The following is a 26,931-nucleotide window of genomic DNA, read 5'->3' on the forward strand; positions in this document are numbered from 1 at the left end:
CGCCGGAACGGCGGCGGTTCCCAGAATAATTTGTCTGGGCCATCATGCCGGGCATTGTTTTGGGAACCGGGCGCGAAATCGGGCGTTGAACCGCCTGAGTCTCAGTTCCAGGAGGGGGCGGGCATGTCGCCGCGCCGATAGCATGATCGATCAAGGTCCCATGGATGAACGGCGGAAGGGTGCGGCCCCGCTCGATGAAGCGAGGCTGCGGCAACGGGCGATCGGCGTGAAGCTGCGCCAGATGTTCGATGAGGTCGTCAACGAGCCCGTACCCGACGAGTTCCTCGATATCCTGCGTCAGGCTGACCGGAAGAACGGTGAGGGCTAGATGAGCGCACCACCCGCCGGCGAGGCCGTCCCCCTCGAAGGGGCAGCCCGCGACAAGGTGTTCCAGCGTGAGCTGGTCACCCTGATCCCGCATCTGCGCGCTTTCGCCCGAACGCTGACCGGCGACGCGACGCAGGCCGACGATCTCGCGCAGGACGCCATGATCAAGGCCTGGGACGCCCGGGCGAGCTTCCAGCTGGGCACCAACATGAAGGCCTGGACCTTCATGATCCTTCGCAACCAGTTCTATTCCGACAAGCGCCGCTCGTGGCGCTCGACCCAGCTCGACCAGGAAGCCGCCGAGCGTACGCTGGTCGCCGTTGATGATCCCGGGGCCCCCCTCGCCCTGGATGAACTTCGGCTGGCCATGGGCATGCTGCCCTATGAGCAGCGCGAAGCGCTGATCCTCGTGGGGGCCGGCGGCTTCGCCTACGAAGAGGCGGCGGACATCTGTGGCTGCGCTGTCGGCACCGTGAAGAGCAGGGTCAGCCGGGCGCGAAAGGCCCTGCAAGGCATCCTCGAGACCGGCGCCTATGACCGTGACGGTCGCGAGGCCGGAGATGCGATGCGCTCGATCATCGCTGACGCGGAGCGGCTGAGCGCCATCCGGTGAGATTGTCCGACCGGTTGCGGTGGGGGCCTGCAACCACGATCCGTGTGAGGCTGGGCGTCGCCATGGCGCTGGCCCTGCTGCCGGTGCTTCTGCTCGGCGCGGGCCAGTCCCTGCTCGCCTATCAGCGCGAAGCCGCGGACCGGCAGGCGGTCCTGCAATCGGCCGCCGAACGGAGCGCGGCGTCAGCGCGCGCCCGCATGGAAGCGGCGGGCGTTCTGCTCGAGACCCTCGGCCCGGGCGCGATCGGCATGGACTGCTCGCGACGGCTGGGCGACATCCGGCAACGGCTGCCCGAGTACGCCAACCTGATCCGGTTCGACCGGATCGGGCGCGTGGCCTGTTCGGCGCAAACCGTCCCGGCGGATGCGGCGCGGCGCGACCGTGACTGGTTCCGCCGGCTTCAGGGCGGCGAGACGATGGTGGTGACCCTGACGCCGGGGGTCCGGTATTCGACTGAGCCGAGCCTGTTCACCGCGACGCGATCCTGGGACCCCAAGACCGGCTTCAGCGTGCTTGCGGCGGTCATTCCGCTGTCCAGCCTGCAGCCGCAGCCCGAGGAGCGCACGCTTCCGCGCGGCGCGCAGGTGGCGGTTATTGATCGTCAGGGCCAGATTCTGTCGGTCACCGACAGAAGGGCCTTTCCGCCGGCGATGAAGGCCTGGGTCGACCGTGTCGCCGTCAGGGGCTCCTACCTGGGCTATGGCCCCGATGGCCGGAACGTACGGCGGGTCTATTCCGCCGCGCCACTGGTCGGGGACAGCCTGTTCGTCGTTCTGTCGGCGCCCTCTGCGGGACTGTTTTCGACAGACTGGCTGGACCCTCTGTCAGGCATTGTCTTCCCGCTGGTCGCCTTCATCGTCGCCCTGCTCGCCGTGTTCTTCGCGGCCGAGCGCGTGGTCGGCCGCTGGATCGCCTATCTGCAGCGGATCGCCGAAATCTACGCCCGGGGGCGGTTCACGGTCCGGCCGTTGCGGGCAGAGCGGGCGCCGCCGGAGATTCGCGATCTGGCGGAAACGCTCGACCACATGGCCGCGACCATCGTCGAGCGAGACGCCACCCTGCACGAGAACCTGGACCAGAAGGACGCGCTGATGCGCGAGATCCATCACCGGGTGAAGAACAATCTCCAGGTCATCAGTTCCCTGCTGAGCATGCAGGAGCGGGCGCTCAGCGACCCGGCCGCGCGGGCCGCGATGAGCGATACCCGTCAGAGGATCACTGCCCTCGCCCTGATCTACCGCGCCCTCTACCAGGGTCCCGACCTCAGGCACGTCGACCTGAAGCCCTTCCTGGAAGATCTGATCGGGCAGCTTCTGGCCGGCGAGGCGGGAGGTCACATCCGTACCGAGGTGCGCGCCGACATGCTGGCGATCGACCCTGACAAGCTCGCGCCGCTGGCGCTGTTCGCGGTCGAGGCCGTCACCAACGCCCAGAAGCACGCCCTGCGGAACACAGGCGGGACGCTGACCGTCGACTTCACCCTGCGCGACGGCGAGGCGGAACTCGCGATCGCGGACGACGGCGGCGGCGGGGTCGCGTCGACCGCCGAGTCCTCCCAGACCGCCGGTGTCGGCCGCACATTGATGAATGCCTTCGCGCGTCAATTGCGCGGCAAGATGACCCTTGAACAGAACCCCATGGGCGGCCTTACCGCGCGCCTTGTCTTTCCGATGCCCGAGGTTCCCGCGGACGGAACCTGAAGGTGCGGGAGGCGTTGTTCCCCCGTGCAACAACCGCCCCGCTCATCGGGGCTCGAGGAGACTGCGCCATGCGTAAGATCGTAATTCTGGCCGTTGCGGCCGCCAGCCTGCTCGCCGCCGCCTGCAACACCATCGAAGGCGCCGGCAAGGACGTCCAGGCCGCCGGCGCGGCTGTCGAAGATACCGCGAACGACGCCAAGTAGGCGTCGCAAGGATCCGGACCACGGAACGGCCCCCGACCTCATCGTCGGGGGCCGTTTCGCGTTCAGGTCATGCTGTACTTGATCGGCAGGGACTTGGGTCCGCTGACGAAGCTGGCGAGGCTGCGGCGCGGCTCGCCGTTGAACGCCAGCGTCTCGAGGCGCGGGAGCAGTTCCTCGAACAGGATGCGCATTTCCATCTTGGCCAGATGCTGGCCCAGACACAGGTGCGCGCCGTAGCCGAAGGCCAGATGCTTGTTAGGCGAGCGGTCGACGCGGAAGGCGTCGGGATCGTCGAAGACCGTCTCGTCGCGGTTGCCTGACGGATAGGCCAGCCACAGCCAGTCGCCCTTGGCGATCTTGCGTCCGCCGAGTTCGGTGTCGGCGGTCGCCGAGCGCATGAAATGCTTCACCGGCGTGGTCCAGCGGATGGCCTCGTCGACCAGGCCCGGGATCAGGGACGGGTCCGCCTTCAGCTTGGCCAGTTCTTCGGGGTACTGGCAGAGGCCCCAGATGGCGCCCGCGGTGGACGACGACGTCGTGTCATGTCCGGCCGTGGCGACGATCACGTAGTAGCTCATCGCCTCGAAGTCGTTGATCGGCTCGCCGTCCAGCTTGCCGTTGGCGATCACGCTGGCCACGTCGTCGCGCGGATTGGCCTTGCGGTCGTCGGTGATCGTTTTGAAGTACATGAAGAAGTCGGCGATCACGCCCTGAAGCGCGGCCAGAGCTTCGGGCCCCTGCATCGTCTCGGCCGAGCTCTTGTTGCGGTTCAGGTCGGGATCCTGGGCGCCGAACAGCTCCTGGGTCAGCTTGAGCATCCTCGGCTCGTCCTCGGCCGGCACGCCGAGGATCTCCATGATCACCCGCAGCGGATAGTAGAGGGCGATCTCGTTGACGAAGTCGCATTCGCCGCCGAGCGAGGCCATGTGATCCACGTGCTGGCGCGCGATCGTGCGGATGCGGTCTTCCAGCTTGCGGATGTTCTGCGGCAGGAACCACGACTGGGTCATGATCCGGTACTTGGGGTGGTCCGGCGCATCCATCTGGACCAGCGTGCGCACCAGGTGCGGACTGCCGCCGGTCATGGCCCGGACCATCTTGTCGCCTTCGATCGTGGTGAAGGTGGTCGGCATGTCGCCGGAGTGGAACAGATCGTTCTGCCGGCTGACCTCGAGAATGTCGGCGTGCTTCGTCACCAGCCAGAACGGATAGACGCCTTCGAGCTCGGCCTTGCCCAGCGGGTTGTTGGCGCGCAGCCAGCGGAAGGCGTCATGGACGCTGTCGTCGGCATAGGCCGCCGGATTGATGGCCTGGAAGGCGATCTCGTCGGGAATGCGCTCGGCGCCGCTCATGGTGGTTTCCTTCTTTGCCCCGGCGCGACCATGCCGTCGTGACGTCACGGAAGCAAAGGGGCCCCGAACGGAGGCGTCAGCCGTAGTCCTGGCCGCAGCGGGCGTGGAGCTCGAGGTCGCGGGCGTAGAGCCGCTCGATCTTGCGCCGTTCGGCGGCGGAGATGTCGAGCACCTCGACCTGGCGGGTGACATTCGACTGGCTTAGGGTCAGCGACCTGCCGGTCAGCTCCGACATCCGGTTTGCGAAGGCGTCGGCCTTTTCCAAAACGCCCCAGCACCAGATCGTCGGCAGCACCGCCTCCAGTGGCTGGCCGGGAAGCCAGCCCAGGTAGGCGCTGGCCAGGTCCCCGAACACCTCGGGATGCTCGAGCTGGTAGTCGAGGAACCCCTCGAAGCCATAGCGTCCGGCGGCCTGCGCGGTCAGGTGGGCGTCGAACCGTTGCCACGGCTTCTTCTTCAGGAACCCCTGCCGGGCGTAGTTGTAGTCGGACCGGGCCCGTTCCGCCGGGTCGCGCAGCAGGACGATGCTCTGGACGGGAAGGCCCAGGCCGGACTGCACCGCGGGCTGGTCGAAGTGTCCGCCGATCAGCAGGTCGCCCGGCCTGGCGGCGGCGTCGATTTTCGCCAGGGCCGCGTCGAGCGTCAGCACCTTCAGGTGCTTGCTGAGGTTCTGGGCCTGCGAGCGCCACAGGCGGAACGCCTGCCAGCGACTGATCATCGCCTCACGGCCCAGCGTGTCGGGCAGATAAAAGGTGGTGCGGTCGGGAAAGGCCCCGGCGACGATCCGCGAAAGGCTCTTGGAGCCGCTCTTGGGCACCCGGATGCAGGCCAGCACGGCCTGGTCCCGGCTCTCCGGCATCAGGCGGCGACCCGGAAGGCGGGGTTGCGGGCATAGAGGCCGTCGCGGCCGCTGATCGGCCGATAGGCGTCGGTCAGTCCCAGCGGGCTCTCGCCCTGGCCGAGCACGAGGAAGCCGTCCGCCGGCAGGGCGCGGGCGAGGCCTTCCAGGACGCCGGGCCGGATCGCATCGTCCATCGCCGACAGCACGTTGCGGCAGAAGATCACGTCGAACCGGCCGACCGCCGACAGGTCGCTGGCGAGGTTCAGGCGCCGCCAGCGGACCCGGCCGCGGATGCGTGGCGACAGCCGCCAGCTGTCCTCGACCTTCTCGAAATAGTCGACCAGCATCCGGATCGGCAGGCCGCGCTGGACCTCGAACTGGTTGTAGATCCCGGCCTGGGCCTTCTCGAGATAGCGCTCGGAGATGTCCGAGCCGTAGATCTCGATCCGCGCGCCCGGCTCCAGCCCGACGCCGGCCTCGGCGATCATGGCCAGGCTGTAGGCTTCCTGGCCCGTCGAGCAGCCGGCGCTCCAGATGCGGATCGGCTCGGGCCCGCGCATGCGGGTGAGGGTCGGCAGGATGTCGTCCCGGAACAGCCTGAACGGCGTCCGGTCGCGGAAGAAGGCGGTCTCGCTGGCCGTCATCGCCTCGACCAGCGCCCAGATCAGCGGCTCTTCGCGCCGCGCGCGCAGGCCGGCGATCAGCTCGCTGACCGAACCGTAGGACTCCCGCCGGGCGAGCGGCCCCAAGCGGCTTTCGATCAGGTAGGTCTTGGTCGGGTCGATGTTCAGGCCCGCCCGCTGGCGGCAAAGGGCCACGACCAGCTTGATGTCGTCCGGGGTCATATCGAGACGGTCTCCCGGGCGGAGATGTCGGCCTCGGCGAACTTGGCCTGGATGATGTCGCCGTCGAACGGCTTCATGATGTACTCGCAGGCGCCGGCGGCCAGCGCCTCGCGGATGCGGGCCGGCTCGCTCTCGACCGTGCAGAACACTACCTGGGGCCTGTCGCCGCCGGGCTCGGTCCGCAGCTGGCGCAGGAAGTCCAGGCCGTTCATCACCGGCATGTTCCAGTCGAGCAGGATCACGTCGGGCATCGCCGCCCGGCACCAGGCAAGCGCCTCCAGCCCGTCGGACGCCTCGGCGACCTCGAACCCCAGATCCTCGAGGATCCGGCGGGCGACCTTGCGGATCACCCGGCTATCATCAACCAGCAGACAGGTTTTCAAGGCGCGAGCGCTCCTTCCCCTTCCGATGTTTTGAGCCGTGTCGGTTAACGGGTGGTGAGAGGACGTAGAAAACGTAGACGGTGGCCTGTCCAAAGCTGTGGAAAGTCACAAACACTGTCATCCCGGCCGCAGCGCGGAGCGCGGAGAGCCGGGACCCAGATTTGGCTTCAGGCGCCGGGGACTGGATCTGGTCTGGGTCCCGGATCGGCCGAGCGGCCGTCCGGGATGACAATGCTGATCGGGGGCAACCCCCTCCGGCTCGCCGAAGGCGAGCCACCTCCCCTGACGGGGAGGATTCTAGACCGGCGCCCAGGCGGCGAGTGTGACCTTGTCGTCGCCGACTTCCGCGGCCAGCTGGCCGCCGGCGGATTTGACAATCAGGGAGAGGTAGTAGGCTTGGACCCAGGCGCCGCCGACCGCGTCGCCGCGGCCCTCGCCCTTCAGGCCGCGCAGGACTTCGGGCTTCAGCCGCGCGCGCGGGCCGGTCGCGTCGAGCGTGATCGCCGCGCGGCCGTCGGCCTCAACCACGCGGACCACGGCGGTCCCGCCCATCGGCAGGGCGCCCGCGCCGATCTGGCAGAGGTTCATCAGGATGCGGGCGGCGGCCTTGTTGACCGTCGCAGGCTCGACCTTCCAGTCCAGCTCCGGCCGCACATGGGCGAAGACGCCCTTGGCCAGCGACTCCAGTTCGCGCGGATCGAAGCTCTCTGCCGTCGACGAGGCGCCGAAGGCCACGCGGCTGAACTGCAGCAGGTCGGCCAGCTTGCGGGCGCTCTGGCCGATCAGGTCCATGGCGTCCTCGCGCATGTCCTGCGCCGTCGGGTCCTCGAGCAGGTCCAGGCCCGAGACGATGGCGCTGGCCGGGCTGATGAAGTCGTGACAGAGGCGCGCCGAGATCTGGGCCGCCAGCTCGGCGGCGTCCGGCAGGGTCTCCTCGACGACGGGCGAGGCGGCTTCGATGGGATCAGGGTCGGTCATGGCCAGCGAAATTGACCTGATTTGAAGCGTTGGCAAACGTCCTTCCGGCCCCTAACGAAGCGCCCATGGACCCGTTCATCGAACCCGGCGCCCTGGTGCGCCATCCGGATCGCGAGGACTGGGGTCTGGGACAGGTGCAGTCGGTGACCGGGCGGCGGGTCACCGTGAACTTCGAACATGCCGGCAAACAGGCGATCGACGGGTCGGTCGTGCGCCTGGTCTTCGTGGCCGACGACCCTGGAGCCCGCCGATGAGCGACGCTGATATTGGACTCATCCTGGCGGATATCGTCGAGGAGGCCGGACGGCTGGTGCTGCCCTACTGGTCGCATGGCGGCACGGTGGCCCACACCAGCAAGGCCGACATGAGCCCGGTGACGATCGCCGACCAGGAGGGCGAGAAGCTGATCGTCGCCCGGCTGAAGGAGCATTTTCCCGACATCGCCATCGTCGCCGAGGAAGCCGCCGCCGAGTTCGGCACCCCTGAAGCCATCGGCGACCGGTTCTTCCTCGTCGACCCCGTCGACGGGACCAAGGCGTTCATGCGCGGCGATCCGAGCTTCACCGTCAACATCGGTCTGGTCGCGGGCCGGCGTCCCGTCGCGGGCGCGGTCTGCGCCCCGGCCTCGAACGAGACCTGGTTCACCACGGCGGGCGGCGCGATGAAGCGCGCCGAGGGCGGGCCGGCCTCGCCCGTGCGCGTGCGGCCCTGGCCGAAGGACGAGGCGGTGGCCCTGATCAGCCACACGATGAAGGACGAGGAACTGGCGAAACTGACGGCCGAGTACGGCTTTCACCGCAAGCTGGCGATGGACAGCTCGGTCAAGCTTTGCCGCATCGCCGAGGGCGTGGCCGACATCTATCCGCGCCACGGCCCGACCAGCGAGTGGGACATCTGCGCAGCCCAGGCGGTGCTCGAGGCCGCCGGCGGGTCGGTGACCGGGTATCAGGGGGCCGAGTTTCTGTACGGCAAGGCCGACAAGCGGTTCCTGAACGAGTGGTTCGTGGCGCGCGGCGGGTAATTCGGCAATCCTCCCTGGCGTAGCCGGGGAGGGGGACCGCCGGAGGCGGTGGAGGGGCCGGCGCGGACACTGGCGGCCCCATCCTGAATTCCGGTCCTTCCGGCGAGACCGGCGCTGCCCCTCCACCACGCTCCGCGTGGTCCCCCTCCCCTTTGCGAGGGGAGGAAAGCCCTTTGTCTCATGTAGGCCAGCGTGCCGGTCGGGTCAGGTCAGTCAAGGACGGCGCTCCGCGCCGCCGCGCGCGGCCGCCCGGCGGGCGGTCCTTGAGTGACCTGGCTCGAGCGGCGAAGCTCCCGCCATGAGATGAAGGGCGGGGTGTGGGCGAGATCCCAACCCGCTACTCCCGCTCATCCCCGCAGCCCCAGCACATCCTGCATGTCGAACGCCCCGGCCCCTCGGCCGGCGACCCACCTTGCCGCCGTCACCGCGCCGCGCGCGAACAGGGACCGGTCCCGCGACGAGTGGCTGATCGTCAGGATCTCCTCCTCACCGGCAAACGTCACGCTGTGCTCGCCGATGATGCCGCCGCCGCGCATCACGGAGAAGCCGATCTGGCCGTCGGGCCTCGCGCCGGTCAGGCCGTGGCGCGCGGGCTGGATCACGTCGTTCAGGGCGACGCCCCGGCCCCGCGCGGCCGCTTCGCCGAGCATCAATGCGGTGCCGCTGGGGGCGTCGACCTTGCGCTTGTGGTGGGCCTCGAAGACCTCGATGTCGAAGTCGTTCGCGTCGAAGGCGCGGGCGGCCTGTTCGACGAGGCCCAGCAGCAGGTTGATGCCCAGTGAGAAGCTGCCGGAGCGCACAATGGCGATGCGGCCGGCGGCCTCGTCGATGCGGCGGGTCTGGTCCTGCGAGAAGCCCGTGGTGCCGATGACCAGGGCGACCGCGCCGCGACCGGCGGCCTTTTCGGCCAGGGCGACGGAAGCCTCGGGCGTGGTGAAGTCGATGACCACATCGGCGGCGGCGATGGCCTGGTCGATCGTGACCAGCCCCTCGCCCTCGACGCCCGGGCGTTCGTAGCGGGCGACGACGGCGACATCCTCGCGGCCCTCGCAGAGCGCGATCACCGCCCGGCCCATCCGGCCGAGCGCGCCGGCGACGGCGATCTTCACGGGGGCGGGTGCGGTGTGGGTCATGGGGAAGGATTAGCGCCTGCTTCCGCGCCCGTCACCCTTGCCGAATCAAACCCCCGTCATCCCCGGACTTGTCCCGAGGACCCATGCACACAGTCCTCTCCGGAAAGGTCGCCGCGCATGGGTCCTCGCCGCAAGGGCGAGGATGACGGATTTGATTGAGAGACCGCGACAGGTTGTCCCGCCCCCTCCCGCCCGTTAGGTTGCGCGCCTCTCAGCACATTCCGGCGCCACAGCGCCTGCATTCGCGTTCCAAGGACGTCCCCTTCGCCATGAGCGACTCCGAAAAGAAGACCTTCACCGACGAGGAAGCGCTGGCCTTCCACCAGTTCCCGACGCCCGGAAAGATCGCCATCGCGGCGACCAAGCCGATGGCGACGCAGCGGGACCTGAGCCTGGCCTATTCGCCGGGCGTGGCCGTGCCGGTGCTGGCGATCGCCGAGAACCCGGACCTGGCCTACGACTACACCTCCAAGGGCAACCTCGTCGGGGTGATCTCGAACGGCACCGCGATCCTCGGGCTGGGCAACCTCGGCGCGCTGGCCTCCAAGCCGGTGATGGAAGGCAAGGCGGTGCTGTTCAAGCGCTTCGCCGACGTCGACGCCATCGACATCGAGCTGAGCACCGAGGATCCCGACGAGATCATCACCGTGGTCAAGACCATCGGCGTGACCTTCGGCGGCATCAATCTCGAGGACATCAAGAGCCCCGAGTGTTTCATCATCGAGCAGCGCTGCCAGGAGCTGCTGGATATCCCGGTGTTCCACGACGACCAGCACGGCACGGCGATCATTTGCGCCGCCGGCCTGATCAACGCCTGCTACATCACCGGCAAGAAGCTGGAAGACGTGAAGGTCGTGCTGAACGGGCCCGGCGCCGCCGGCATCGCCTCGATGGAACTGATCAAGGCGATGGGTGTGCGGCCCGAGAACGTCATCGCCTGCGACTCCAAGGGCGTGCTGTACCAGGGCCGCACCGACGGCATGAACCAGTGGAAGAGCGCCCACGCGGTCGACACCGACAAGCGCACCCTGGCCGAGGCCGTGGTTGGGGCGGACGTGCTGCTGGGCCTGTCGGCCAAGGGCGCCTTCACCAAGGAAATGATCGCCAGCATGGCGCCCAATCCGGTGATCTTCGCCATGGCCAATCCGGATCCGGAGATCACGCCCGAAGAGGTGCACGCCGTGCGCGGCGACGCGATCATGGGCACCGGCCGCAGCGACTATCCCAACCAGGTCAACAACGTCCTGGGCTTCCCCTACATCTTCCGCGGGGCGCTCGATGTGCGGGCCCGCCGGGTCAATCACGAGATGAAGATCGCCTGCGCCAACGCCCTGGCCATGCTGGCGCGGGAAGACGTGCCGGATGAGGTGGCCGCCGCCTACCACGGCCGGCAGCTGAAGTTCGGCCCGCAGTACATCATCCCGTCGGCCTTCGATCCGCGGCTGATCTGGTACATCCCGCCGTTTGTCGCCCAGGCGGCGATGGACACCGGCGTGGCGCGCAGGCCGATCGCCGACATGGACGCCTACCGCGCCTCGCTGGCGCAGCGGCTCGATCCGACGGCGGCCTTCCTGCAGAAAATCTCCGGCGCCGTGATGAACGGCCCCAGGAAGCGCATCGTCTTCGCCGAGGGCGAGGAGCCCAGCGTGATCCGCGCCGCCTACGCCTTCCAGGCCCAGGGCTATGGCCAGGCGATCCTCTGCGGTCGCGAGGAACTGGTGCAGGAGAACATGCGTCTGGCCGGTCTGAACCCGGACGAGGTCGACCTGCAGATCGTCAACGCGCGCCTGTCGGACCGCAATCCGGACTACGTCGAGCACCTGTACCAGCGGCTCCAGCGCGAGGGGTACCTAAAGCGCGACGTGCAGCGGCTGATCAACCAGGACCGCAACAGCTTCGCCGCCTCGATGGTCGCGCTCGGCGACGCGGACGGCATGGTCACCGGGGTTACCCGCAGCTACGACCAGGTGCTGGAAGAGGTCCTGCGGGTCATCGATCCGGCCCCCGGCGGCCGGGTCATGGGCATGTCGATCGTGCTGGCCAAGGGCCACACGGTGTTCATTGCCGACACCAACGTCACCGAGATGCCCGAGGCCGACGAGCTGGTCGAGATCGCCTGCGAGGCGGCCGGCGCGGTGCGTCGGCTCGGCTTCACCCCGCGGGTGGCCTTCCTCAGCTACTCGACCTTCGGCAACCCGATGGGGCTGCGCTCGGAGAAGGTCCGCGAGGCGGTCGCCATGCTCGACGAGCGGGACGACATCGACTTCGAGTACGAAGGCGAGATGCCGCCCGAGCTGGCGCTGGAGCCCGAGTCGCGCGGCAACTTCCCGTTCATGCGCCTGACCGGCCCGGCCAACATCCTGATCATGCCGGCAATCCACTCCGCCTCGATCTCGACCAAGCTGGTCCAGAGCCTGGGCGGGGCGACGGTGATGGGTCCGATCCTGCTGGGCATGAACAAGTCGGTGCAGATCGCGCCGCTGTCGGCCTCGGTGTCCCGGATTCTCAACATGGCGCTCATGGCGGCTTACGACCAGCCGCTCGAGCCGGTGGCGGAGTAGGGCCATGGCTTCATGATCAGCCGCGCTGTGACGAGTTTCATCCTCCAGGCCTGACGCCCGCCCCTTCGCCGGGGTGGCGCGCGCGCCACTCCATTTTCCGCGAAGGGACAATCCCATGACGCGCGTACCCGACGCCGCGATCGGCGTTGATTTCGGCACGACCAACACGGTCGTCGCCTTCGACCAGGGTGACGGCCAGGCGGCCCTCGCCGGGTTCAGCCATGACGGCCAGCCGTTCAACGCCTTCCGCTCGGCGCTGAGTTTCCACGCCCCCGCCGACGACCCCGCCGGCCGGGTGGTAGAGGCCGGGCCCTGGGCCATCGACGCCTATGTCGAGGAGCCGCTGGAGACGCGGTTCATACAGTCGTTCAAGAGCTACGCCGCCTCGACGCTGTTCACCGACACCGAGATCCTGCGGCGGCGGTTCAGTTTCGAGGACCTGCTGAGCGCCTTCCTGCTGAAGGTGCGCGAGCACGGCGGCGCCGATCTCGCCGATCTGCCCAAGCGGGTGATTGTCGGGCGGCCGGTGGCGTTCGCCGGGTTGCGGCCGGACCCGGCGCTGGCGCTGACCCGCTATGAGACGGCGTTCAAACGGCTGGGGTTCGAGGACATCCGCTATGTCTACGAGCCCGTCGCGGCGGCCTTCTTCTTCGCCAAGCGGCTGGAGGGCGACGCCACGGTGCTGGTGGCCGATTTCGGCGGCGGCACGAGCGACTTCTCGCTGGTGAAGTTCACGCGCCAGGACGGGCGGGTGAAGTCGCAGGCCCTGTCCAACGCCGGGGTGGGCGTGGCGGGGGACGCGTTCGACTACCGGATAATCGACCATCTGGTGTCGCCCAAGCTCGGCAAGGGCAGCCTGTACAAGGCGTTCGACAACGTCATCCCGCTGCCCAACCGCTACTTCACCGCCTTCGCGCGGTGGGAGCAGCTGGCCCTGCTGCGGGCGTCGAAGGACATGCGCGACATCCGCCGGCTGGTGCGCGACGCGGTCGAGCCGGAGAAGCTCGAGCGGTTGGTCGAGGTGCTCGACGACAACCACGGCTACCGGCTCTACCAGTCCGTCTCGCGGCTGAAGGAGGCGCTGTCGGGGGCCGAGGAGGCGGTGTTCAGCTTCAAAGGCGGGTCGGTGGAGATCGAGGGGCCGGTGAAGCGGGCGTCCTTCGACCGTTGGATCCAGCCGGAGCTGACGGCCATCGAGGGCGCGGTCGATCAGGCGCTGTCGCGGGCCGGGCTGACCGAGGCGGGCGTCGACCGGGTGTTCCTCACGGGCGGGTCGAGCTTCGTGCCGGCGGTGAGGGGGATCTTCGAGCGCCGCTTCGGGGCGGGCAAGCTGGAGAGCGGCGCCGAGCTGGTGTCGATCGCGACGGGCCTTGCGCTGCTTGGGGCGGAAGAGGACCTGGACGACTGGAGTGAGCGGGCGGGGTAGGGGCCGCTACCGCCGCACTCTCACAAACACCTCCGCAAACGCCAGGTTCGGGACCCAGCAGAGGAAGCTGATCGCCCGGTAGGTGTCGTCGTAGCCGAACGGCGAGAAGAAGGCGAAGGGCAGGTAGAGGCGCAGGGTCACCGCCGCGAAGGTCAGGGCGAAGCTGCGGATCATCCAGCGGCGATGCTCGTCGAACCGGCGGTTCATCGCCGAGGTCCAGGCCTTGGTCGTCGTGAACAGCCACAGCACCGCCAGCAGGCCGAACCCCGCCGTCGAGACCGGTCCGGTGGTCGCACCGAAGGCCAGCACCAGGCCGGCGGCGCCGGCGACGAGGCAGGCCAGCACATAGGTCCGCCCCATCCAGCGGTGCAGGCCCGGCCGCCGGGCCCGGAGGCCCCGCAGGAACTGGAACGGCCCGATCGTCAGGGCGACGATAGCGAAGCCGGCATGGACGGTCAGGGCGCCGTACTTCGCAAACGCGTTGGTGATGATGTCCGGAGCCCCGCCCGGTGCGCCGGGAACCAGGTAGCGCGCCGAGGCCAGGGCGATCAGCAGCGATCCGGCCAGCATCAGCCGGAACGGCCAGCCGGTCTTCGGGGCGGCGGGTGAGGCGGTGTTGGCGGACATGGGCGGCTCCCTGCGATCGAGCCTGAACCGTGTCACGGCCTTGTTCATGCCGGAAATGCATAGATTATATCCAGACTATGCGTGAAGTGAATTTGGCCGCCGTCGATCTGAACCTGCTGCCGCCCCTGGAGGCGCTGCTGCGGCGGCGCAATGTCACGCGGGCGGCGGCGGACGCCGGGCTCAGCCAGCCGGCCATGAGCCGGGCGCTGGGACGCCTGCGCGACTTGCTGGGCGATCCCCTGCTCGTCCGCCAGGGGGGCGGCCTGGTGCTGACGCCGTTCGCCGAGGCGCTGGTTCCCCAGTTGGAGACGGCGCTCGGGGACCTGAAAGGTCTTTTCCGACGGCCGGTGTTCGATCCTCGCACGGAAACCCGCACGATCCGTCTCGTCGCCAGCGACATCCACACCGTGCTGCTGGTCCCGCCGCTGGCCGCCCGGCTGGCGACGCAGGCGCCCGGGGTGACACTGCGCATCGAGGCCTACAGTCCCGACCTGCCGCTGCGCGTGGCCCGCAGCGAGGTCGACCTGACCTTCGCCGTCACCGGCGCCCCGCTGCCGCCCGGCGCCGTCAGCGCGCCGATCGCCCGTGACAGTCTGGTCGTGGCCATGCGCAGGGGTCATCCGGCGTCCGCAGGCGCGCTGGGCCTGGCCGACTATGCCCGGCACAGTCATGTCGGCGTCAGTCTGTTCGGCGATGGTCAGTCGACGATCGATTCGATCCTCGCGGCGGAGGGGCTGGAGCGACGCATCGCCCTGACCACGCCCAGCTTCGTGGCGGCGCTGGCTTCGGTTGCCGCCGGGGACAGCCTCACCGCCGTGTCCCGGGCCCTGGCGGAGCGGTTTCGCGACTCCCTCGGCCTCCATCTGGCGGCCGCGCCCTTCCCCGGGGGCGACTACGAGATGACCCTGGTCTGGGCCAGCCACCGCAGCAGCGACGCCCTGCTGGCCTGGCTCAGAGACCAGATCAGCGACATCGCCGGCGAGGTCTTTGCGGCGGGCTGACGGTTGGGGATTGCCGCCGGACGGCGCGCTGGGCAATGTGCCCACCGTTTCACAAAACAACGCACCCGGGAGGCGCGACCGCCATGACCATCTCGCTCTATGACATCACCGTCGGCCAGTTCCTCCAGACCGTCGACGCCGCCGCGGGCTTCCTTGACCGGGGGCTCAAGCACTGCACCGACGAGGGCGCGAACCCTGATGATCTGGTCGGCAAGCGGCTGACCGGCGACATGCTGCCGCTGGCGTTCCAGGTCACCTCGATCGCCCACCACTCCATCGGCGCCATCGAGGCGGTGAAAGTCGGCCTGTTCAAGGCGGTCGGCGGCCCGGCCATGCCCGAGACCTACGAGGGTCTGATCAAGATCATCGCCGACACCCAGGCGGCGCTGCGGGCCCTGACGCCCGACGAGGTCAACGCCCTGGCCGGCAAGGACGTGACCTTCGAGTTCGGCCCGACCAAGATGCCGTTCACCGCCGAGGGCTTCCTGCTGTCGTTCTCGCTGCCGAACTTCTACTTCCACGCCTCGACCGCCTACGACGTGCTGCGCGCCAACGGCGTTCCGCTCGGCAAGCGCTACTTCCTCGGCGCGCTGAAGCTGAAGAGCTGAGGGCGCGGGGACATGTACCGCAGGTACGTGTCCCCTAATCGAGTTGCCGGTTTGGGGGACACGTGCCTTCGGTACATGTCCCCTGGCTGCGCGCCGCGAACCAGGGGCGAAGGCGGGTCAGCGCCTCCTCGACCTCGGATGTCGAGACGGCGAAGCTGATGCGGATGAAGCGGCGGCCCTCGACGGGGTCGAAATCGACGCCCGAGGCGATGGCGACGCCGGTGTCGCGCAGCAGGTCCATGCAGAAGGCCAGGCTGTCGTCGGTCAGATGGGCGACGCTGGCGTAGATGTAGAAGGCCCCGTCCGGCGGGGCGATGTCGGCCAGCCCCAGTGACGGCAGGGCCTCCAGCAGCAGGGCGCGGTTGCGGCGATAAACCTCTACATGGCCGTCGAGCTCGGCGGTCGCATCCATGGCCGCCAGACCCGCATGCTGGCTCAGCGACGGCGCGGTGAGGAACAGGTTGCCGACATAGGCGCGCGCGCTGGCGATCAGGTCCGCCGGGGCCAGCAGCCAGCCCAGCCGCCAGGCGACCATGCTGAAGTATTTGCTGAAGCTGTTGACCACCAGGGCGGTCGGCTCGAATTCGAGGATCGAGTGGCAGGGCTCGACGTAGCTGAGCCCGTGGTAGATCTCGTCCGAGACGATGCGGATGTTCCGTGTACGGCAGACCTCGGCGATCGCGCGCATTTCGTCGGCGGGAATGATCGTGCCGGTCGGGTTGGCCGGGCTGGCGATGATCACCCCGGCGGGCGCCGGGTCGAGCGCCGCCAGATGCGCCGCCGTCAGCTGGAAGCCGCTGTCGGCGCCGCAGGCGATTTCCACCGGCTCCATCCGCAGGGCCTTGAGCGTGTTGCGGTAGGCGACATAGCCGGGCCGGGCCAGCGCCACCCGCTCGCCGGGCGAGAAGGCCGACAGCAGGGCCAGAACCAGCGCCGGCGAGGCGCCGCACGTCAGGATGATCCGGCTCTCCTCGACCGTGACGCCGTAGGTCTCGCGATAGTGCTGCACGATCCGCGCGCGCAGGGCCGGGCTTTCCCAGTAGCCCATGCCGTCGGTGTCGAGCACATGGTGGGCCGCCGCGATCGCCGCCGCCGGCGCGCCCGTCGAGGGCTGGCCGAACTCCATGTGGATGATCGACCGGCCCTCACCCTTGAGCTGGTGCGCCAGCCGGCTGATGGCGATGGCGTGGAACGGGTCGATCTGCGCGGTCATGGGGGCATCTTCTACACGATCCTCCCCGCTTTGCGGGGAGCGTGGTGGAGGGGCGGTGGTGCACGGACTCTCCTCCACCGCTCTTCGAGCGGTCCCCCTCCCCAACTGCGTTGGGGAGGATTGAGGCGGTGTTACTGCGCCTTCTTCAGCGTCGGGCTGTCGAGGTCGAGTTCGCCGATCGGGATGACCGTGGCGTTCGGGACGGCGGTCTTGATGTCGGGTCCGAACTTGCCCGCGTCGCCGGCGATGATCACGCTGGCTTTCGACGGGTCGAGGATGTCGGCGGAGAAGGCCGCGACATCGGCGGCGGTGACCGCCTCGACCTTGCCGGTGAACAGGTTCATCTCGCCCAGATCGATGTTGTAAACGGCCAGCCCGCCGAGCATGCCCGCCAGGCCGTCGGTGGTGCCGATGTCGCGACCGAAGTCGCCGACCAGCGCCGACTTGCGGGCCGTCAGCTCGGCCGGCGTCGCCGGGACGGTGGCCATGCCGGCCAGTTCTTGACGGATCAGGCCGACGACCTGGGCGGCCGACTCGTTCTTGGTCTGGGTCGAGGCGGTGAAGCCGCCGACGACCCGACGCGCCGACAGGCTGGACCCGGCGCCGTAGGCGAGGCCGCGCTTGACCCGGATCTCCTGGTTCAGGCGCGAGGACAGGCCGCTGCCGAGCATGGCGTTGGCCACGACGCCCGCGTAGTAGCGCGGGTCGCTGCGGGCGATGCCGCGACGGGCGAGGGTGACGGCAGCCTGGCCGGCGCCCGGCATGTCGATGATCACATTGCGCACCGGCGGGTTGGCGTCGGCGATCGGCAGGGCCGGCAGGGGCGCGGCGGGACGGGCCCAGCCGCCGAAGGCCGACTCGGCCAGGGCGAAACCCTGTTCCGGGGTCAGGTCGCCGACGATGACCAGCACCGCGTTGTCCGGCCGCCACCAGGTGCTGTGGATCGCCAGCAGGTCGGTGCGGGTCAGCTTCGGCAGCGAGGCGGGCGTGCCGCCGGCCACGTGGCCGTAGGACGAGCCGCTGTAGATAATCGTCGGGGTGATGAAGCCGGCGACCGTGCCCGGCCGCTTCAATGCCACCGAGAAGCCGTCGAGCGACTGGTCGCGGACGCGGTCCAGCTCGGTCTGGGCGAAGGCCGGGTTGAGGGTGACGTCGGCCATGATGCCCATGGCCGCCTTGAGATTCTGCGGCATGACGTTGAGCGTCACCGACGAGGACTCCCAGCCCGAGCCGGCCGACAGGTCCGCCCCGAGCGCCTCGGTCTGGCTGGAGATGTCGACGGAACTGCGGGTGGTCGTGCCCTCGGTCAGCAGTTCGGCCATCATGGCCGAGGCGCCGGCGCGGTCGGCCGGGTCGACCGCGGCGCCGGAGCGGACGGTCAGTTCGGCGGTGACCAGCGGCAGGTCGCTGCTGCGCGCGACGATCACGCGCAGACCGTTGGCGAGGATCTTCTCAGAGGCGACCGGCAGGACCGGCGCGACGGGCGTTCCCAGCGCCGGGGGCGTCGCGCGTTCGGCTTCCGGCGCCAGGGTGAACACCTGGCCCTTGAACTTCGGCGACTTGACGGGCTTGACCCTGGCAGGCGCCGGGGCGGCCTCGCCGGCTGGGCGCTGGCCTTCGTCGAGATAGCGGATGGTCACCAGACGGTCGTCGGCGAGGTATTTGCGCGCCACGCGCTGGACATCGGCGGCGGTGACGGCCTGGAGTTCGGCGATGCCGGTGTTGGCCTTGGCCGCGTCGCCTTCCATGATCAGGGCGTAGCCGAGCGAGAAGGCGCGGCCGTCGATGGTCTCGCGGTCGCGAACGGCGCTGGCGATCATCTCGGTGCGGGCCTCTGCCAGTTCGGCCTCGGTCGGCGGCGCATCGCGCAGCCGGCGGATCTCGGCCATCAGGGCGGCCTGGCCTTCCTCGACCGTCTTGCCGCCGCCCATGATCGCGCCGACCCAGAACAGGCCGGGCTGCGCGTTCAGGTCGGCGCTGGAGAAGGCCGCCTGGGCCAACTGCTGGTCATAGACCAGGCTGTTGTAGAGCCGCGAGGACTTGCCGCCCGACAGGATGGCGTCGAGCACCACCAGCGCCGCGGCGTCCGGGTCCGAAGCGGACGGCCCCTGCCAGGTGATGGCGACCGCCGGCAGCGGCACGTTCGGGGCGTAGGCGGTGACCGTGCGGGCGCCGGTGCGGGCCGGCTCGCGGACGGTCACGCGCGGCAGCGGCGTCGCCGGCGTCTTCAGCGGGGCGAGATACTTGTCGATCCAGCCGTTCAGCTCGGCCTCGTCGAAATTGCCGACCACGATCAGGGCGGCGTTGTCCGGGCGATAGTAGGTGGCGTGGAAGGCCAGCACGTCGTCGACGGTCGCCGCGTCGAGGTCCTCGATCGAGCCGATGCCCGGGCGCTTGTAGGGGTGGGTCGTATAGCTCGCGTCCGGGATGACGATCCGGAAGAACCGGCCGTAGGGGTCGGACAACACCCGCAGGCGCAGCTCCTCCTTCACCACGTCCCGTTCGGACTTGAAGGTGGCCTCATCGACCACGAGCGAGCCGATGCGCTGGGACTCAGCCCACAGGATGCGCTCCAGATGGCTGGCCGGGACGACCTCGTAGTAGTTGGTGAAGTCCGACCAAGTGGAGGCGTTGTTGAAGCCGCCGACATCGTCGGTCATCCGGTCGAAGGACTCCGCGGGCAGGTCGCGGGTGGCCTTGAACATCAGGTGTTCGAACAGGTGGGCGAAGCCCGAGCGACCGGCGGGATCATCCTTGGCGCCGACGCCGTACCAGACCTGCACGGTCACGTTCGGGGTCGTGCGGTCGGTCGAATAGAAGACCTTCATCCCGTTGGCCAGGACGCGGCTCTTGAAGCCGATCGGCGGCACGTCCGTGGCGGCGGACGCGACAGCCGGAGCGGGGGCGGTCTGGGCCCAGGCCACCGGCGCGAGGGCCGAGGAAGCAAGTGCGAGGGCGAGCAGGAAGGCCTTGGCCGGACGGCGCATGGAGAACTCCGGATGAACTGTGCGCGGACCCTAGCACCGGGCGGCGGCGGCGAAACCTTACGGTCCTGTCATGTGGCGGCTGGACGCCGACGCGCTCCGCGACCAAGCTCGGTGGAAACAACGGGAGGTTTCCATGAAAGCCGTGCGTCTGACCGCTCTGGCCCTCGGTCTGGTTCTCGTCGCGGGCTCGATCGCCGTCGCCCAGGACAGCGATGTCTCCGAGATCGTCGTCACCGGCTCGCGGATGCAGGACTACGAGCCGACCGAAACCCCGGCGATCGTGCTGAAAAAGCGGGCCGACAACATCCTGACCCGGATCGAGGTCACCTGCGACACGCGCGATCCTGTCCAGCGCAGGGCGGAACTGAAGGCCACGCTGCAGGCGCTGGTGAAGGGCGCGGCGGCGGCGGGCATCGAACTGGCGGTGGAGACCGACGACGTCGTGCGCAAGTTCGACGCCGCCGATCTCGACGGCATCATCCGCGCGGCCGCCAAGGTCGACACCAGCACCGCGACCCTGACCCTGAAGACGCGGGTGCTGCCGACCGACACCTATGACTCGGTCACCGGCCGCGTCACCGCGTTCGTCAGGAAGACGCCCAAGACCGGCCGCACCGAGGTGCTGATGAGCGGGGGCTGGGACCTGACCCTGATCGGTCCCGGACAGTATCGCGGCGACATCATCAACCTGGTCGCGGCGGACGCCAACAGGACGGCGGCGGCCTTCGGCGACAAATACGGGGTCAGTATCGACGGGCTCACCCTGCCGGTCACCTGGTACCAGTCCGGGCCGCTGGAACTGGCGCTGTACGTCCCCTATCGGCAGACGATCTCGCGCTAGGGGGCGCGGGACTCCGCTTCCCGGCGCAGCGCGCGCAGGGCGTCGGCGAGGTCCAGGCGCATCGCTGCCCGGGCGACGATGGCGGGGGCCGGGAAGGGCGAGCTGGCGCGGTTTTCGTAGAGCACCCGGGTTCGGCCGCCCGCCAGCGGTTCGAGCCGCCATTCGCCCTTGCAGGTGCGGATGTCGCCGGCCGTGCAGCGGAAGCGGATCGACCGCAGCGGGGTGAAGTCGGACCGGAATTCGGTGCGGAAAGCGGGCATGATCCCGCTGCGGACAATCATCTCCCGGATATCCCAGCGACCTTCCGGGTCACTCGTGGTGATGCGGCAGGACTTGACGCTGGGCGCCATCCGTCCGGCGCGGCCGCAGTCGGTGATCGTCCGCCAGACGACGGCCGGCGGGGCGTCGATCTCGACGGCGCCGAGCACGACGCCGGAAACCCCGTCGCCGTCCGGATGCACTTCGGCATGAACCGCGCCGCGCGACAGCTGGCGGAGCGCGTCGCCGTCGAGGGTCCAGTCGGCCTGGGCGGGGCCGGCGGCGAGGAGCAGCAGCAGGGCGGGGAGCATCCGGCGCATCGTCTGTCCGCTCCCCGGCCGCATCATCGTGTCAGGCGATTGGCGACGAGATCGTCGACCACCGCAGGGTCGGCGAGGGTCGAGGTGTCGCCGAGGCTGGAGATGTCGTTTTCCGCCACCTTGCGCAGAATCCGGCGCATGATCTTGCCCGAGCGGGTCTTGGGCAGGCCGGGCGCCCACTGGATGGCGTCCGGCGCGGCGAAGGGGCCGATCTCCCGCCGCACCCATTTGACCAACGCCGCGCGCAGGTCCTCCGTAGGCTGAACATCGGCGTTGAGCGTCACATAGGCGTAGATGCCCTGGCCCTTGATGTCGTGCGGGAAGCCGACCACGGCGGCCTCGGCCACATCGTGGTGCGCGACCAGCGCGCTCTCGATCTCGGCGGTGCCCATCCGGTGGCCAGAGACGTTGATCACGTCATCCACCCGGCCGGTGATCCAGTAGTAGCCGTCCTCGTCCCGACGGCAGCCGTCGCCGGTGAAATACTTGCCGGGATAGGTGGTGAAGTAGGTCTCGATGAAGCGCTGGTGGTCGCCGTAGACCGTGCGCATCTGGCCGGGCCAGCTGTCGGTCAGGCAGAGGTTGCCGCTGACGGCGCCCTCGAGCACCAGCCCTTCGGCGTCGACCAGCTGCAGCTTCACGCCAGGCAGCGGCTTGCTGGCCGAGCCGGGTTTCAGCGCTGTGGCGCCCGGCAGCGGGCTGACCAGGCAGGCGCCCGTCTCGGTCTGCCACCAGGTGTCGACGATCGGGCAGCGGCCCTCGCCGACCACGCGGTGATACCAGAGCCAGGCCTCCGGATTGATCGGCTCGCCGACGCTGCCGAGCAGCCGCAGGCTCTTGCGCGAGGTCTTCTTCACCGGATCCTCGCCCTCGCGCATCAGCGCGCGCAGGGCCGTGGGGGCGGTGTAGAAGATCTCCACCTGGTGCTTGTCGATCACCTCCCAGAACCGCGAGGCGGTCGGGTAGTTGGGCACGCCCTCGAAGATCAGGCTGGTGGCCCCGTTCGCGAGCGGGCCGTAGACGATGTAGCTGTGGCCGGTGACCCAGCCCACGTCCGCCGTACACCAGAAGACCTCGCCGGGGCGGTAGTCGAACACCAGCTCATGGGTCCAGGCCGCCCAGGTCAGATAGCCGCCCGTGGTATGCAGCACGCCCTTGGGTTTTCCGGTCGAGCCGGAGGTGTAGAGGATGAACAGCGGGTCCTCGGCGCCCATCGGCTCGGGCGCACAGTCGGCCGACGCCTTGTCCCGCTCGGGGCCATAGGCGACGTCGCGCCCGCTGTGCTTCAGCCACTTGCAGCCGGTCCGCTCGATGACCAACACCTTCTCGACGTCCGGGCACTGGGTCAGGGCGAGGTCGACGTTCATCTTCAGCGGCACGATCTTGCCGCCGCGCACGCCCTCGTCGGCGGTGATCACCAGCCGGCTGTCGCAGTCCTGGATCCGGCCCGCGAGGCTGTCGGGCGAGAAGCCGCCGAACACCACCGAATGCACCGCGCCGATCCGCGAGCAGGCCAGCATCGCGTAGGCGGCCTCGGGGATCATCGGCAGGTAGATCGTGACCCGGTCACCCTTCTTCACGCCGTGGTTCTTGAGGACGTTGGCCATGCGGCACACTTCGGCGTGCGCCTCGCGGTAGGTGATCGTCTTCGAGTCCGCGGGGTCGTCACCTTCCCAGATGAAGGCCACGTCGTCGGCGCGGGTCGGCAGGTGGCGATCGAGGCAGTTGACCGAGACGTTCAGCACCCCGTCGGCGAACCACTTGATGCGGAAGTCGTCGCGGTTCCAGGAGACGTCCTTCACCTGGGTGAACGGCTTGATCCAGTCGAGCCGGCCGGCGACGTCGCGCCAGAAGCCGTCGGGATCGCTGTCGACGCGGGCGCAGGCAGCCTCATAGGCGGCGGCGTCCATGTGGGCGCGCTTCGCCCAAGCCTCGGGAACCGGAAACACCTGACCCTCGCTCACGCCGCACTCCCTTGCCTTCTTGTTGTGCGCGAGTATGCGGATGGAGGTCGGCGGCGCAAGGATGCCGCTGCGGGAGTTTGATCATGTTGCTCGCCAAATCCACCTGGCCCGAGATCGAGGCCTACCTTCAGCGGTCGAGGACGGTCGTCGTGCCGATCGGCTCGAACGAGCAGCATGGCCCGACCGGTCTGCTCGGCACCGACTGGATGTGCCCGGAGATCATCGCCATCGAGGCGCAGAAAGGTCGCGACGACCTGCTGATCGCGCCGACGTTCAACATCGGCATGGCGCAGCATCATCTGGGTTTCCCCGGCACCATCAGCCTGCGGCCCTCGACCTTCATGGCGGCGATCGGCGACTGGTGCCGGTCACTGGCCGGGCACGGGTTCGAGAAGATCTATTTCCTCAACGGGCACGGCGGCAACGTGCACACCATCGAGGCGGCGTTCAGCGAGCTTTACGCCGAGGCCAGCTTCGCCGGAAAGCCGCGCGGCTTTGCCTGCAAGCTGAAGAACTGGTGGGACCTGTCGGGCGTGAACGGCCTGGCCAATCGCCAGTTTCCCATCGGCCACGGCAGCCACGCCACGCCGTCCGAGATCGCGGTGACGCAGTGGGCCTATCCGGACGCGATCAAGACGGCGTCTTACGCGCCACAGATCGCCCCGACCGGTCCGATCCGTGAGGCGGTGGACTTCCGCGCGCGCTACGCCGACGGCCGCATGGGCTCCGACCCGGCGCAGGCGACGCCGGAAAAGGGCGGCGAGCTGGTGGCGCTGGCCGCGAAGGCGCTGATCGAGGATGTGGCGGCGTTCGGCGCTGAGGTCGCGCCCTAACCTCATCCTGTCATCCCGGACGGCCGCCAGGTCGATCCGGGACCCAGATTTAATCTCGTCCACCCTGCCTGAAGCCAAATCTGGTTCCCGGCTCTCCGCTGCGCTCCGGCCGGGATGACAGTGTTAGTTCAGGCCGTCAGCACCGCGCCGTCGACCACCGCGACCGGCCATTCGGTCAGCCGCTTCCCCTCGCACGGCCCGCTGGTGCACAGGCCGTCCCCGATGCGAAACAGCGCGCCATGCCCGGTGCAGAGGATCAGGTCGTTCTCGCGCGTGACATGGCGACCGGTCGGGCCGCCGAGCGGCTGGCCGGTGTGGGGGCAGCTGTCGACGTAGCCGGTCAGGCTATCGCCGCGCCGCACCACGAAGCCGAGGAACAGCTTGTCCCCTGCCTGGAAGTGAAAGCCGCGGGAGCCGGGGTCGGCGATCTCGTCGAGGCGGCACAGGACCGTCCCCGCCGGCGGACGGGCCGGGTTCAGTCCTTCCACGGGATGGTGACCCGCCAGGGTTCGACGCTGGAGGTCTCGTAGAGGCCGGCTTTTGTGTAGGGATCGTCCGCGTGGAACGCCTGCGCGGCCGCGAGATCGGGCGCCTCGACGATGATCATCGAGCCGGCCATGCCCTCATCGGCGGTCAGGAACGGCCCGCCGAGCCTGATCTTCAGCGGCTGGGCCGCCGCCCAGGCCAGATGCGCCTCGCGGGTCGCGGCGCGGATCGCCGGGCCGTCGGGCAGCCGGTCTTTCCATTGGACGATGAAGAGCGGCATGAGCTTTCCTAGCGTTCGGTTTTGATCGGGCGCGAGAGCAGGCCGAGGATCGCTTCGTCCACCCCTACCTCTCCCGCGAGAATGGCGGCGACGGCCTCGCTGATCGGCGTCTCGACGCCCAGCTTGCGGGCCAGCGCCCGGACGGCCGGGGCGGAGGCGACGCCCTCGGCCACGGTCAACTTGCCGGCCAGCGCCTGCTCCAGCGACTGACCCGCTCCGAGCGCCAGACCGACGCTCATGTTGCGCGACTGGGGGCTGGAGCAGGTCAGCACCAGATCGCCCAGGCCGCAGAGGCCGGCCACGGTCTCCGCCTGACCGCCGAGGGCCTCGGCCATGCGGGTCATCTCGGCGAAACCACGGGTGATCAGGGCGGCGTGGGCGCTGCGGCCCAGGCCCCTGCCCTCGACGATGCCGCAGGCGATGGCCAGCACGTTCTTGATCGCCCCGCCGGCCTCGGCGCCGATCATGTCGGTCGAGAGGTAGGGGCGGAAGGTCGGGGTGGCGACGGCCTCCGCCAGCGCCCGGCCGAGGTCCTCGTCGGGACAGGCCAGGGTCACCGCCGTCGGCAGACCGCGCGCGACCTCGCCGGCGAAGCTGGGACCGGACAGGACGGCGGGCGAGGCCTGCGGCACGGTCTCGGCCAGCACCTGCGTCATCAGCTGCAGCGTGCCCTGTTCGACGCCCTTGGCGCACAGCAGGATCGGCAGGTTGTCGCGAACGTGCGAGCAAAGGGCGTCGAGGGTCGAGCGCAGATGCTGCGCCGGGGCGACCGCCAGGATGATGTCGCAGGCCGACAGGTCGCCGAGATCGGTGGTGACGTCGATGGCCTCGTCGAGCTTCACCCCCGGCAGGAAGGCTGCGTTCTCGCGGTTGGCGCGGATGCCGTCGACCACTTCGGCTTCCCGGGCCTGCAGCACCACCGACATCCCCGCGCGTGCGCAGACCTGGGCCAGGGCGGTGCCCCAGGCGCCGCCGCCGATGACTCCGGCGTAGTTGAAAGCTTCGCTCATGCCTTGGCGCCCTTGCGTCCGGGAACATGGGTAGGATTGGCGCTGGCCGCGGCGGCGTCCAGCGGCCAGCGCGGCCGCGCCGGGGCGTCCATGCCGTCGACGAGCCCCAGCGCCAGCCGCTCGGCGCCGGCGAGCGCGATCATCGCCGCGTTGTCGGTGCAGTATTTCAACGGCGGGGCGTGGAACGAGAAGCCGTGCGTGGCGCAGGCCTGCTCCAGTCGCGTGCGCACCGCCATATTGGCCGCGACACCGCCGGCGACGACGAAGCGCAGGTCCCTGCCGTCATGGGCCTCGGCATAGGCGGCCATTGCCCGCTGGGTCCGTTCGGCCAACTGGCGGGCGATGGCGAACTGGACGCTGGCGGCCAGGTCGCGCCGGTCGGCGTCGGCGGTCAGGCCCTCCGCAGCGCGGGCGGCGGCGGTCTTGAGGCCCGAGAAGGAGAAGTCGAACCCCTCCCGGCCCAGCAGGGCGCGGGGCAGGGGGAAGCGTTCCGGGTTTCCGCCCTCGGCCAGACGCTCCAGCGCCGGTCCGCCCGGGTAGCCCAGCCCCATGCTCTTGGCGATCTTGTCGAAGGCCTCGCCGGCCGCGTCGTCGATGGTCGAGCCCAGGCGGCGGCAAGCGCCGACTCCGGCCACCTCCAGCAGCTGGCAATGGCCGCCGCTGACCAGCAGCAGCAGGAAGGGATAGGGGATTTCGTCCGCCAGCCGGGCGCTGAGGGCGTGCCCCTCCAGGTGGTTGACCGCGATCAGCGGCAGGTCGCGGGCCAGCGCCGCCGCCTTGCCGAACGACAGTCCGACCATCACCCCGCCGACGAGGCCGGGACCCGCCGTGGCCGCGACGCCGGACAGGTCGCTCCAGCCCAGCCCGGCTTCGGACAGGGACCGCGCGACGATGCCGTCGATGGATTCCACATGCGCCCGCGCGGCGATTTCCGGCACAACCCCGCCGTAGGGGGCGTGTTCGGCGATCTGGCTGGCGATAATCGAGGACAGCACCGTGACGCGCCCGTCCGCGTCCCGCCGCACGACGGCGGCGGCGGTTTCATCGCAGCTGGTCTCGATCCCGAGGACGGTGAGCGTGGTCATCTACATTGCGGCCCGGACGCCCGTCGTATAGCAGC

Annotated in this window: 27 protein-coding genes; 12 read left to right on the forward strand and 15 right to left on the reverse strand. The window is 69.3% G+C overall.

Going from position 1 to position 26,931, the window contains the following annotated elements; all coding sequences use genetic code 11:
- The first annotated feature begins 142 nt into the window (after positions 1-142).
- The 4 genes from nepR (at position 143) to AC3WJT_RS02795 (ending at position 2,843) form a co-directional block, all read left to right on the forward strand.
- Positions 143-328: an anti-sigma T factor NepR gene (gene nepR / locus AC3WJT_RS02780; protein ID WP_492341537.1), complete on the forward strand. Its 186-nt coding sequence runs from the start codon at positions 143-145 to the stop codon at positions 326-328.
- A complete protein-coding gene (locus AC3WJT_RS02785) occupies positions 329-940 on the forward strand; it encodes a sigma-70 family RNA polymerase sigma factor (RefSeq protein ID WP_492341538.1) in 612 nt (203 codons plus the stop codon).
- Positions 941-1,002: 62 nt separating this feature from the next.
- Positions 1,003-2,640 (forward strand): sensor histidine kinase PhyK, encoded by a 1,638-nt coding sequence (phyK, locus tag AC3WJT_RS02790; protein ID WP_492341539.1) that lies wholly within the window; start codon positions 1,003-1,005, stop codon positions 2,638-2,640.
- Positions 2,641-2,708: 68 nt separating this feature from the next.
- Positions 2,709-2,843, forward strand: a complete 135-nt coding sequence (locus AC3WJT_RS02795) for an entericidin A/B family lipoprotein (protein WP_492341540.1) — start codon at positions 2,709-2,711, stop codon at positions 2,841-2,843.
- Between the two features lie 62 nt (positions 2,844-2,905).
- Here AC3WJT_RS02795 and AC3WJT_RS02800 read toward each other — a convergent pair whose 3' ends face one another.
- The 5 genes from AC3WJT_RS02800 to chpT all read right to left on the reverse strand — a co-directional run bounded on the left by AC3WJT_RS02800 (position 2,906) and on the right by chpT (position 7,242).
- Positions 2,906-4,195: a cytochrome P450 gene (locus AC3WJT_RS02800; protein ID WP_492341541.1), complete on the reverse strand. Its 1,290-nt coding sequence runs from the start codon at positions 4,193-4,195 to the stop codon at positions 2,906-2,908.
- Positions 4,196-4,271: 76 nt separating this feature from the next.
- Entirely contained in the window at positions 4,272-5,054 is a 783-nt protein-coding gene (locus tag AC3WJT_RS02805; protein ID WP_492341542.1) for a hypothetical protein, read from the reverse strand.
- Positions 5,054-5,881 (reverse strand): CheR family methyltransferase, encoded by an 828-nt coding sequence (locus tag AC3WJT_RS02810; RefSeq protein ID WP_492341543.1) that lies wholly within the window; start codon positions 5,879-5,881, stop codon positions 5,054-5,056. The genes AC3WJT_RS02805 and AC3WJT_RS02810 overlap by 1 nt, the downstream gene beginning before the upstream one ends.
- Complete coding sequence (locus AC3WJT_RS02815; RefSeq protein WP_492342363.1) at positions 5,878-6,291, reverse strand: response regulator; 414 nt, start codon at positions 6,289-6,291, stop codon at positions 5,878-5,880. Before AC3WJT_RS02815 ends, AC3WJT_RS02810 begins: the two co-directional genes overlap by 4 nt.
- Positions 6,292-6,561: 270 nt before the next feature.
- Positions 6,562-7,242 (reverse strand): histidine phosphotransferase ChpT, encoded by a 681-nt coding sequence (gene chpT, locus AC3WJT_RS02820; RefSeq protein ID WP_492341544.1) that lies wholly within the window; start codon positions 7,240-7,242, stop codon positions 6,562-6,564.
- Positions 7,243-7,307: 65 nt separating this feature from the next.
- Between chpT and AC3WJT_RS02825 the strand changes: the two genes are divergently transcribed.
- Both AC3WJT_RS02825 and cysQ read left to right on the forward strand, forming a co-directional pair.
- A complete protein-coding gene (locus AC3WJT_RS02825; RefSeq protein ID WP_492341545.1) occupies positions 7,308-7,496 on the forward strand; it encodes a DUF3553 domain-containing protein in 189 nt (62 codons plus the stop codon).
- Positions 7,493-8,263, forward strand: coding sequence for a 3'(2'),5'-bisphosphate nucleotidase CysQ (cysQ, locus tag AC3WJT_RS02830; protein WP_492341546.1), 771 nt, complete (start codon positions 7,493-7,495; stop codon positions 8,261-8,263). The genes AC3WJT_RS02825 and cysQ overlap by 4 nt, the downstream gene beginning before the upstream one ends.
- Positions 8,264-8,610: 347 nt before the next feature.
- Here cysQ and dapB read toward each other — a convergent pair whose 3' ends face one another.
- Entirely contained in the window at positions 8,611-9,396 is a 786-nt protein-coding gene (gene dapB, locus AC3WJT_RS02835) for a 4-hydroxy-tetrahydrodipicolinate reductase (protein ID WP_492341547.1), read from the reverse strand.
- A 269-nt stretch (positions 9,397-9,665) separates the two neighbouring features.
- Between dapB and AC3WJT_RS02840 the strand changes: the two genes are divergently transcribed.
- Positions 9,666-11,957, forward strand: a complete 2,292-nt coding sequence (locus AC3WJT_RS02840) for an NADP-dependent malic enzyme (RefSeq protein WP_492341548.1) — start codon at positions 9,666-9,668, stop codon at positions 11,955-11,957.
- 115 nt (positions 11,958-12,072) lie between these two features.
- Complete coding sequence (locus AC3WJT_RS02845) at positions 12,073-13,383, forward strand: Hsp70 family protein (RefSeq protein ID WP_492341549.1); 1,311 nt, start codon at positions 12,073-12,075, stop codon at positions 13,381-13,383.
- A 6-nt stretch (positions 13,384-13,389) separates the two neighbouring features.
- Here the strand turns inward: AC3WJT_RS02845 and AC3WJT_RS02850 are convergent, their stop codons facing one another.
- The gene (locus AC3WJT_RS02850) at positions 13,390-14,010 is read right to left on the reverse strand and encodes a DUF2306 domain-containing protein (protein ID WP_492341550.1); all 621 of its coding nucleotides are present in this window, start codon (positions 14,008-14,010) and stop codon (positions 13,390-13,392) included.
- A gap of 77 nt (positions 14,011-14,087) precedes the next feature.
- On the opposite strand from AC3WJT_RS02850, the gene AC3WJT_RS02855 reads away from it, so the two are divergent.
- The gene (locus AC3WJT_RS02855) at positions 14,088-15,011 is read left to right on the forward strand and encodes a LysR family transcriptional regulator (RefSeq protein WP_492341551.1); all 924 of its coding nucleotides are present in this window, start codon (positions 14,088-14,090) and stop codon (positions 15,009-15,011) included.
- Positions 15,012-15,094: 83 nt separating this feature from the next.
- Positions 15,095-15,619: a DUF1993 domain-containing protein gene (locus tag AC3WJT_RS02860; protein WP_492341552.1), complete on the forward strand. Its 525-nt coding sequence runs from the start codon at positions 15,095-15,097 to the stop codon at positions 15,617-15,619.
- A 34-nt stretch (positions 15,620-15,653) separates the two neighbouring features.
- Here AC3WJT_RS02860 and AC3WJT_RS02865 read toward each other — a convergent pair whose 3' ends face one another.
- A complete protein-coding gene (locus AC3WJT_RS02865; protein ID WP_492341553.1) occupies positions 15,654-16,832 on the reverse strand; it encodes an aminotransferase class I/II-fold pyridoxal phosphate-dependent enzyme in 1,179 nt (392 codons plus the stop codon).
- Positions 16,833-16,963: 131 nt separating this feature from the next.
- Positions 16,964-19,819: a M16 family metallopeptidase gene (locus tag AC3WJT_RS02870; RefSeq protein WP_492341554.1), complete on the reverse strand. Its 2,856-nt coding sequence runs from the start codon at positions 19,817-19,819 to the stop codon at positions 16,964-16,966.
- A gap of 133 nt (positions 19,820-19,952) precedes the next feature.
- Between AC3WJT_RS02870 and AC3WJT_RS02875 the strand changes: the two genes are divergently transcribed.
- Positions 19,953-20,660, forward strand: a complete 708-nt coding sequence (locus AC3WJT_RS02875) for a hypothetical protein (protein ID WP_492341555.1) — start codon at positions 19,953-19,955, stop codon at positions 20,658-20,660.
- On the opposite strand, the gene AC3WJT_RS02880 is transcribed toward AC3WJT_RS02875, so the two are convergent.
- Both AC3WJT_RS02880 and acs read right to left on the reverse strand, forming a co-directional pair.
- The gene (locus tag AC3WJT_RS02880; protein ID WP_492341556.1) at positions 20,657-21,238 is read right to left on the reverse strand and encodes an SRPBCC family protein; all 582 of its coding nucleotides are present in this window, start codon (positions 21,236-21,238) and stop codon (positions 20,657-20,659) included. The two genes, AC3WJT_RS02875 and AC3WJT_RS02880, sit on opposite strands and share 4 nt — an antisense overlap.
- A gap of 23 nt (positions 21,239-21,261) precedes the next feature.
- Positions 21,262-23,148, reverse strand: coding sequence for an acetate--CoA ligase (acs, locus tag AC3WJT_RS02885; RefSeq protein ID WP_492342364.1), 1,887 nt, complete (start codon positions 23,146-23,148; stop codon positions 21,262-21,264).
- Between the two features lie 137 nt (positions 23,149-23,285).
- On the opposite strand from acs, the gene AC3WJT_RS02890 reads away from it, so the two are divergent.
- Positions 23,286-24,035, forward strand: coding sequence for a creatininase family protein (locus AC3WJT_RS02890; RefSeq protein ID WP_492341557.1), 750 nt, complete (start codon positions 23,286-23,288; stop codon positions 24,033-24,035).
- Positions 24,036-24,163: 128 nt separating this feature from the next.
- On the opposite strand, the gene AC3WJT_RS02895 is transcribed toward AC3WJT_RS02890, so the two are convergent.
- Genes AC3WJT_RS02895 through tsaD form a run of 4 tightly spaced genes read right to left on the reverse strand, consistent with a single transcriptional unit; the run spans position 24,164 to position 26,896 of the window.
- Positions 24,164-24,523 carry a Rieske (2Fe-2S) protein gene (locus AC3WJT_RS02895; protein WP_492341558.1) on the reverse strand — a complete coding sequence of 120 codons (360 nt, stop codon included), beginning with the start codon at positions 24,521-24,523 and terminating at the stop codon, positions 24,164-24,166.
- A complete protein-coding gene (locus AC3WJT_RS02900; protein ID WP_492341559.1) occupies positions 24,511-24,801 on the reverse strand; it encodes a YciI family protein in 291 nt (96 codons plus the stop codon). Before AC3WJT_RS02900 ends, AC3WJT_RS02895 begins: the two co-directional genes overlap by 13 nt.
- Positions 24,802-24,809: 8 nt before the next feature.
- Positions 24,810-25,811 carry an NAD(P)H-dependent glycerol-3-phosphate dehydrogenase gene (locus AC3WJT_RS02905; protein ID WP_492341560.1) on the reverse strand — a complete coding sequence of 334 codons (1,002 nt, stop codon included), beginning with the start codon at positions 25,809-25,811 and terminating at the stop codon, positions 24,810-24,812.
- The gene (gene tsaD / locus AC3WJT_RS02910) at positions 25,808-26,896 is read right to left on the reverse strand and encodes a tRNA (adenosine(37)-N6)-threonylcarbamoyltransferase complex transferase subunit TsaD (RefSeq protein WP_492341561.1); all 1,089 of its coding nucleotides are present in this window, start codon (positions 26,894-26,896) and stop codon (positions 25,808-25,810) included. Before tsaD ends, AC3WJT_RS02905 begins: the two co-directional genes overlap by 4 nt.
- Positions 26,897-26,931 lie beyond the last annotated feature (35 nt).

It is taken from the genome of Caulobacter sp. FW305-C-30-S16 (assembly GCF_058783025.1).

Excerpts from the sequence above, each read along its gene's own strand:
- nepR (WP_492341537.1), top strand. The coding sequence starts at position 143 with ATGATCGATCAAGGTCCCATGGATGAACGGCGGAAGGGTGCGGCCCCG.
- AC3WJT_RS02785 (WP_492341538.1), top strand. The coding sequence starts at position 329 with ATGAGCGCACCACCCGCCGGCGAGGCCGTCCCCCTCGAAGGGGCAGCC.
- phyK (WP_492341539.1), top strand. The coding sequence starts at position 1,003 with ATGGCGCTGGCCCTGCTGCCGGTGCTTCTGCTCGGCGCGGGCCAGTCC.
- AC3WJT_RS02795 (WP_492341540.1), top strand. The coding sequence starts at position 2,709 with ATGCGTAAGATCGTAATTCTGGCCGTTGCGGCCGCCAGCCTGCTCGCC.
- AC3WJT_RS02800 (WP_492341541.1), bottom strand. The coding sequence starts at position 4,195 with ATGAGCGGCGCCGAGCGCATTCCCGACGAGATCGCCTTCCAGGCCATC.
- AC3WJT_RS02805 (WP_492341542.1), bottom strand. The coding sequence starts at position 5,054 with ATGCCGGAGAGCCGGGACCAGGCCGTGCTGGCCTGCATCCGGGTGCCC.
- AC3WJT_RS02810 (WP_492341543.1), bottom strand. The coding sequence starts at position 5,881 with ATGACCCCGGACGACATCAAGCTGGTCGTGGCCCTTTGCCGCCAGCGG.
- chpT (WP_492341544.1), bottom strand. The coding sequence starts at position 7,242 with ATGACCGACCCTGATCCCATCGAAGCCGCCTCGCCCGTCGTCGAGGAG.
- AC3WJT_RS02825 (WP_492341545.1), top strand. The coding sequence starts at position 7,308 with ATGGACCCGTTCATCGAACCCGGCGCCCTGGTGCGCCATCCGGATCGC.
- cysQ (WP_492341546.1), top strand. The coding sequence starts at position 7,493 with ATGAGCGACGCTGATATTGGACTCATCCTGGCGGATATCGTCGAGGAG.
- dapB (WP_492341547.1), bottom strand. The coding sequence starts at position 9,396 with ATGACCCACACCGCACCCGCCCCCGTGAAGATCGCCGTCGCCGGCGCG.
- AC3WJT_RS02840 (WP_492341548.1), top strand. The coding sequence starts at position 9,666 with ATGAGCGACTCCGAAAAGAAGACCTTCACCGACGAGGAAGCGCTGGCC.
- AC3WJT_RS02845 (WP_492341549.1), top strand. The coding sequence starts at position 12,073 with ATGACGCGCGTACCCGACGCCGCGATCGGCGTTGATTTCGGCACGACC.
- AC3WJT_RS02850 (WP_492341550.1), bottom strand. The coding sequence starts at position 14,010 with ATGTCCGCCAACACCGCCTCACCCGCCGCCCCGAAGACCGGCTGGCCG.
- AC3WJT_RS02855 (WP_492341551.1), top strand. The coding sequence starts at position 14,088 with ATGCGTGAAGTGAATTTGGCCGCCGTCGATCTGAACCTGCTGCCGCCC.
- AC3WJT_RS02860 (WP_492341552.1), top strand. The coding sequence starts at position 15,095 with ATGACCATCTCGCTCTATGACATCACCGTCGGCCAGTTCCTCCAGACC.
- AC3WJT_RS02865 (WP_492341553.1), bottom strand. The coding sequence starts at position 16,832 with ATGACCGCGCAGATCGACCCGTTCCACGCCATCGCCATCAGCCGGCTG.
- AC3WJT_RS02870 (WP_492341554.1), bottom strand. The coding sequence starts at position 19,819 with ATGCGCCGTCCGGCCAAGGCCTTCCTGCTCGCCCTCGCACTTGCTTCC.
- AC3WJT_RS02875 (WP_492341555.1), top strand. The coding sequence starts at position 19,953 with ATGAAAGCCGTGCGTCTGACCGCTCTGGCCCTCGGTCTGGTTCTCGTC.
- AC3WJT_RS02880 (WP_492341556.1), bottom strand. The coding sequence starts at position 21,238 with ATGCGCCGGATGCTCCCCGCCCTGCTGCTGCTCCTCGCCGCCGGCCCC.
- acs (WP_492342364.1), bottom strand. The coding sequence starts at position 23,148 with ATGGACGCCGCCGCCTATGAGGCTGCCTGCGCCCGCGTCGACAGCGAT.
- AC3WJT_RS02890 (WP_492341557.1), top strand. The coding sequence starts at position 23,286 with ATGTTGCTCGCCAAATCCACCTGGCCCGAGATCGAGGCCTACCTTCAG.
- AC3WJT_RS02900 (WP_492341559.1), bottom strand. The coding sequence starts at position 24,801 with ATGCCGCTCTTCATCGTCCAATGGAAAGACCGGCTGCCCGACGGCCCG.
- AC3WJT_RS02905 (WP_492341560.1), bottom strand. The coding sequence starts at position 25,811 with ATGAGCGAAGCTTTCAACTACGCCGGAGTCATCGGCGGCGGCGCCTGG.
- tsaD (WP_492341561.1), bottom strand. The coding sequence starts at position 26,896 with ATGACCACGCTCACCGTCCTCGGGATCGAGACCAGCTGCGATGAAACC.